The sequence below is a fragment of the Chryseobacterium sp. genome (assembly GCF_045629545.1).
Taxonomy (GTDB): Bacteria; Bacteroidota; Bacteroidia; order Flavobacteriales; family Weeksellaceae; genus Chryseobacterium.
In genome coordinates this window covers 70925-77434 of the sequence record NZ_JAZQRK010000025.1, presented here as the reverse complement: position 1 = coordinate 77434, position 6510 = coordinate 70925, and the positions used below count along the sequence as shown (strand labels likewise).

6 protein-coding genes are annotated in these 6510 nt (G+C 29.3%); all 6 read right to left on the bottom strand.

The genetic code is table 11. From position 1 onward, the window contains the following. Positions 1 to 866: hypothetical protein (locus ACKI42_RS05360; RefSeq protein ID WP_407403219.1), on the bottom strand; the 866-nt coding region annotated here is incomplete at its 3' end. Further along, on the bottom strand, positions 863 to 3982 hold the full coding sequence (locus tag ACKI42_RS05355; protein WP_407403217.1) for a peptidoglycan DD-metalloendopeptidase family protein: 3120 nt from the start codon (positions 3980 to 3982) through the stop codon (positions 863 to 865). The genes ACKI42_RS05360 and ACKI42_RS05355, both read right to left, overlap by 4 nt. Positions 3983 to 4225: 243 nt before the next feature. Continuing rightward, positions 4226 to 4840: a hypothetical protein gene (locus tag ACKI42_RS05350; RefSeq protein ID WP_407403215.1), complete on the bottom strand. Its 615-nt coding sequence runs from the start codon at positions 4838 to 4840 to the stop codon at positions 4226 to 4228. Between the two features lies 1 nt (position 4841). After that, the gene (locus ACKI42_RS05345) at positions 4842 to 4982 is read right to left on the bottom strand and encodes a hypothetical protein (protein WP_407403213.1); all 141 of its coding nucleotides are present in this window, start codon (positions 4980 to 4982) and stop codon (positions 4842 to 4844) included. 518 nt (positions 4983 to 5500) lie between these two features. Beyond that, entirely contained in the window at positions 5501 to 5785 is a 285-nt protein-coding gene (locus tag ACKI42_RS05340) for a hypothetical protein (protein ID WP_407403211.1), read from the bottom strand. Then, complete coding sequence (locus tag ACKI42_RS05335) at positions 5785 to 6285, bottom strand: hypothetical protein (RefSeq protein ID WP_407403209.1); 501 nt, start codon at positions 6283 to 6285, stop codon at positions 5785 to 5787. Before ACKI42_RS05335 ends, ACKI42_RS05340 begins: the two co-directional genes overlap by 1 nt. Positions 6286 to 6510 lie beyond the last annotated feature (225 nt).

Genomic DNA, 6510 nt, shown 5'->3' with positions numbered 1-6510 from the left:
TCTACAATTTTTAATTTATCTGCATAATAATCTTGTTGAGAAGAAACACTTGCATACTTCAAAAGGTATTCATTTTTGTTTGAAATTTTTTCTACTTTAAGATTAATATAGATTGCATTTATACTGTATAAAGATAAAAAGCCTTTGTCTTTATTGATATCAAGCTCTGTTAATTCATTTGCACAAATTACTCCCCACATTCCTTTTAGGTCAGAGGGGGTTGTATTTTGATTAAGATTATTGACTTCTTCTAAATTATTATTAGTTATTAAATTTTTAGAAGAGTTATTTCTTTCTATAGTATGAATATCATATTTTTTATCATATAAAAGTTTATTTCCCAGGTAAATTGTACATTTTAATTCATTATTTTCCTTTTCAATTTCTGCAGTAGGCAATTTAAATCCCTTCGTTTCTGGATTATCCTGAGTATAAGTTAGTGTATCATCTATTTCAATGATTTTATTAGTTTTGTTATCTATATAGTATACTCCTAAATTACTTGAATAGTAGTCTCTACCTTCAATTAATATGACAATATTATTAAGATTGGATTTATACAGATGGAAAACAATTTCGGGATTTTCATAATAAAAAATTAGCGTTTTTGTCGTTTCAATATCCCCTTTTTTTAATATAAGTTCTTGATAAGATGAATTTGATTTTATTGAAATAGAATAGTCATTATATAAAGTCTTATAATCAGGTTCTTCAGGTTTATTTATTGGTTTTACTAAACTGAAAGTTTCATTATTTTCAGTTTTTTCTATAGTTTTCTGTGAATCATATTCTTTTAATTTGGTATTATTACAATTTAATAATATGCCCAAAAAGGCTAGTATAAAAGTTAAATAAATAGGTCTCATTGTTTCCAAAATTTTGAATTTTTTCTCGCTTCTTCTTGTTCTGCAATATCAGATGGTGTTAAATTATCTTCGTCTTTATATGTTAAATATACACCTGGGTTACATTTATTATTTAATCCAGCTTGTTTTTCCACATTCATTATTTCAAAATGTAAATGAGGGTTTTTTGTTGAAAATGGAGCACCAGAATAACCTGAAGTTCCTGTTAAACCAATAACTTTACCTGCATGTACGATATCTCCTATGGATACTTTTCTTTCTTTTAAGTGAGCATATACAAGGTAAAAAGGACCGTTATGATTAAAATTCTGTGATTCAATTTCTGATTTATTAGCATACTTTAATCTAAAAGGATTTTTTCTTCTTGATTTTATCACTTCTATACCCTCTTCAATAACTTCGAGGACTATCATCTGACCAAATAACGAACTGTTAATTTCACTCCTTACTACTTTACTTTTTACACAAGCGTACACATTTGTTCCTGGTTTTGCAAATAAATCCATCCCTGTGTGTTTATTTACACCATCTCTAATTTTAGGACCAAATGATCCATGCCAAGGTTTTTTTACTTCTCCTCCTTGTGAATATAAACATAATTGAGGATTATCAACAGGATCATGCCATCCATCATCTGAAGAAGTTTTTTCTACAGGACTACACTCATTGACCTCAAAGACTTCTATCCCTTTTTCAAAATATTTTTTAGCATCTTTCCAACCTGCAACTCCTCCATTTACCGTGCTTCTTATTCTTTTTATATTTTCATCATTAGAAACTTTAATTTCGTCAGCAACTTTCCAAACTTCATTATTTTCCCAATAGGCAATTGCTGAAAGAACAGCATATTTTACTTCTTTTACTTTATCAGGATTAGCTTCTAAATCTATATATTCTTCTGGAAATATCTCTTTAAGTTTATGAGATGCTTTCCTATAGTTATCTCTTCCTGTTAACTGCTTTAGCCCTCTTCCTCTATATTTATAACCATCTCCACTTGCTTCGTTACCATTTCCATTTCCAAATTTATTTTCAGCCGCATATAGGAAATTTAATAGTCTTTTTTGCGGTCTATCTGCACAAAATAATTCTATTTGCCCTCTTTTTTCTAATATACCACTTCTATCACCAAAAATAGCTGTATTTCTAATGTTTTTAGGAGCATAAGGATTTACATCTGTTTCTACTATCCAATCTGTGTTGATACCCAAAGTTTCAGCACCAACTTGTGCGAAAAAATGAGCTTTACGTAGACAAGTATTTAAATGAATTGGCTTATCCGTATTTTTTCTTTGTTTAATATATGTATTTAAATATTCTAGAACCTCTCTTCTAAAATTAGTTGAATTCGTAAGTACTCCGAATAAATCTTCTATATGTTTTAATGTAATTTCCGCTTCACATCTAGGACATTTTCCTCCACCAATTTCAAAATACGCACCATCACTCTTCAAAAACTCTTTGTTATGTAGTTTTTGCCCTTGAGCTTTAGCATTTATGAAAAGCAATTCAGGTGTAATCTTATAAAGTTTAAAAGTTATTTTTTCGTCTTTTCCATAAGGTCTTATTTGTAAGACTTTTTCAATTTCTTCAATGGTACTTGTTTTTCCATTTTCTATTTTCGGATTTCCTTTTTTTCCATCTTTTGCATTAGATAAAATAATTCCTGCAATCGATCTTTTTTCATTAGCATCCTTGATGTTAGTAATTCCACTAAAAGTGTAAGTATAAGTTCCGTCTTCTTTTCCTTTAGAAAGTTTTTCTTTCCAATTATTAAGTTCATCATCAGATTTTGGACGGAGGTGTATTGGGATTTTCACTAAATTGTCCTTTACCGTTGCAGTAAATTCTGTTTTCTCCGTTCCCGGAACTTCTCCAGAAGTGGTTTTTGGTTCCATTTGCTCTTCTGTAATTTCTAGTACAGGAAGAGTAGCGCCTGAAGAACCTTTGATGATTCCGTCTTTTTCTTTAATAATAAGAGTTGCTTGTTTACCATCCAACATAGAAGTTCGCGCCACTAAATACAGCTTTTCTTCTAATGGTGCGCTATTTACCTTTACAAATTCAACACCTAATTTAAAAGTCTTAATGCTAATTTTCTCATTTTTATTATAAACATCTTTGGTAAGCGCAGCTTTTATAGCTTCCAATGTCGTGTATTGTTTTTTATCTTTTAAAGCTGTAACAGCTGGTTTCCCCAAAATAATTTTAGCAATATTTTCTTTTTTTGAATCATTATCTGTATTATTACCATTACCACCAAATGTATATTCAATTGTACCAGCTTCATTACCTGTTTTTTTAGTGTAATCTTTCTTAGCAAAATATGCATCCAATAGATTCTCAATTTTAACCTCATTAACAACTGCTGGAGAAGTTGCAGGTTCTGGTGGGGCAGGAGGCTGTGTATTCTCTATCGTACCATTGGTTTGTGCACTTGTAGTTGGTTGTGTTTGATTACTGGTATTTTCAGGAGTTGGAATTACCGGCTCCTGTTTAGGCACTGCTTCTGGAGGAGTTTTATCTACTGGTGGATCCGCTTTTGGGCTTAGTGGTGGAGAAGGATTTTCAGATATGGGATTATCTACATGTATATTATTTGTTGCATGCTTCTTGTGTGCATAGTACTCAAATGTTACATAAAATTCAATTTGCTTTACATCTATTTCACCTTCTAATGCTTTTTTTATTAAAGCCTCTGTTAGAAGAAATTCTGCTTTTGCAATTCCATTTTCATCAACTTTAGATTTAACGGATTTTATTATATTATTTTTATTATAATGTCCATTTCCTGCAGCATCATCCTCCCATAAGGTAGCTGTAAGTTCTTTATTAAATAAATTTATACAAATTGCTTGCGCAATCAATTTATCCGAAAAACTAAAAACTTTACCTGGAGAATTATTATGATAACGCAGTTCTACCTTCTTTATTTCAGGAATATTTGCCTGAATTGGTGTGATAATAAGGCCAGGAGGTGATTTTTTTTCAGGATTGTAGATAAAAGCTTCAATCATCATTTTTTTTCCTAGCCATTTTTCAGGTAATTGAAATGGTGCTTTAGTTCCTGTTTTTAAAGGACCTCTAAGTTCTCTCCAACTTCCATTATTTTGCATAACATATAATTTCCATTGTATATTTTTGCCGTTTTTTGGTGTATTTGGATAATAGGAAGAAACTTCATAAGTGCATGATTGTCCAACTTTAGGATTTTTTTATCCAATAATTGATTTTATACCTTTTGCCATAATTTTATATTTTAAAGATATTCGTAATTTAAATCTACCTCCTCTTTAAACTCATCATAGTTTACAATAGGGTTATAGGTATTCTGTTCTGCTTTTGGACTTGTACTTCCTTTAATAATATAATTCATTTTTTTCCATTTCAACCTCCAAAGATTCGTCCAAAAAGTGTATTATATCTGTTTTTATAATACCAGTTTCATTTATACTCTTCACTGTGTATGAGATCATAGAAGCAGAATTTCCTCTTATTGGATTTAATGGGAAATACTTAATTTGCCATAATTTATTCATCTTTGGATTAAAATAGGATAGGCAAATGTATTTTCCAAAATTATTTCCCGAAATATTTCTATAAAACGAAATAGAATCAATTTTTTTATTTCCAATTATTGTATAGAGATTTACTTTTATATTGTTTTTATCATGTTGGGCTTCATTTACAAGTTTAATAGTATAATTTTCTTTTGAAATAGATTGTAATTCTCCTGGATTAATCTTTTTATACTCTTTCAAGTATTTTTCATTTTGTTTTTGTAATGCCAAGTTTATCTTTTCGTCACCTAAGGATACAAGTGTATTAAAATAATTTTTATTGGATAGAGTAGAATCTCCAGTGTATATATTTTTGCTTGTTTTTGTTTCAAAAAGTTCTTTTTTTTGTTTGCAACAAAAACTTAATGATATCATTAAAATTAACAAAGGCAAAATATTTTTTTTTGACTTCATTTTATTCTTGTTTAAAGTAACCATCTTTATTTATTTTAATTTTTTTTTCATTTTGAAAACGAACAGTTTGTTCATTTGTATCAAAATCTTTTAGGTAAATATTTAATCCATTATCGATAAAAAAATATCTCTTATAACTCATTACGCTATTGTAATTGTTATAATAAAGTAGCAAATAATCAATAGGAGTTTTATTATTATCGAAAGTCACTAATCATAGATAGTCGAACGTTAATTTTTCGTATTCTATAATGGTTAGCAAATCTTTGTATCTATCTCCGCTTTTATATAATTCTAGAGAATATTGTGGGCTTTTTGAGATGGTTTCTACGTGGTGAGCTCTATCTAGAACAACATTTGTAATTGTTATAATAAAGTAGCAAATAATCAATAGGAGTTTTATTATTATCGAAAGTCACTAATCATAGATAATCGAACGTTAATTTTTCGGATTCTATAATGGTTAGCAAATCTTTGTATCTATCTCCGCTTTTATATAATTCTAGAGAATATTGTGGGCTTTTTGAGATGGTTTCTACTTGGTGAGCTCTATCTAGAACAACATTTTTTTCATATAAACTGAGAATGTTTATAAGCTTTTGTTGAGGTATTAAAATAGATTTAGATTTATTGTACTTTAAAGAATTATAATAATTTATTTCATTTTTTTTCTATGAAATAAAAAATAGAATCATAAACTTTACTAGAAATTTTATCTATTTTGAAATTCGGATCATTTTCATCTATTTCTTCTAAAAGATTCCATTCTTTAGGGAACTGATATTCTATAAGTTTTTTTTCTCCAAAAGTTAGTTTGGCGGAAGCCTTTGCAGTATCAGTTATTTTGATACTTATTTTACTTAAATTTTTGTTATTATTAATGAAATCATTTTTTTTACATGCAAATAAAATGATTAAGATAAAACTTGAAATTATTGTTTTCATTATTTTTCTTTAATTGTTGTTAATACACTAGAGTCGAAATCACCTGCATGAAGATGATCCTCATGCCCACTTGAATATTTAGTTCCAACTAAATTGGGATACCAACCTGTCTTACCTCTATAGATATTTTTGAAGTGATATTTTTTTAAAGCATCAACTTTCTTTTGCTCAGTACTTTGAGTAGAATAATATGCAGTGTCTGCACTGTCACCGTTGGGACGGGTTACACTAGGATAACTTGTTGCATCCTCAAAACACATACCTGTACAACGAACATCAGTTCTTCCAAATTCAGCTAGTGCACCTATAAAACCAGCATAGCTTTCAGGATTGCAATATCTTCTTTGTGAATTACGGAATGTGTAATATATCTTAACGCCATCTTTATCATAGCTCAAAGAGTCTTCCATTCTTATTAATTCCACTTTTCCTGTGCCTTTAGGATATTTTTTGAATCCGTATTTAGTACCTTCTACGCAAATATCTCCGTTTGCATACACATATGCTTTTTGTGCATTTCCTCCACTAGGGTAATTGTATGTTCTAGTATGACCCTTCGGTATAGATTTGATTGTGGATCCGTCACCTCTTTTATCTACTGAAATAAAACTAACTGTACATACATCATGTTCTTTGTTCTTTGCATCATGATATACATATTTATATTTTTGTTTGAAATCTTCTTTTATAACTTTAGGAATATGTTTCTCGATTTTTCCATTAGA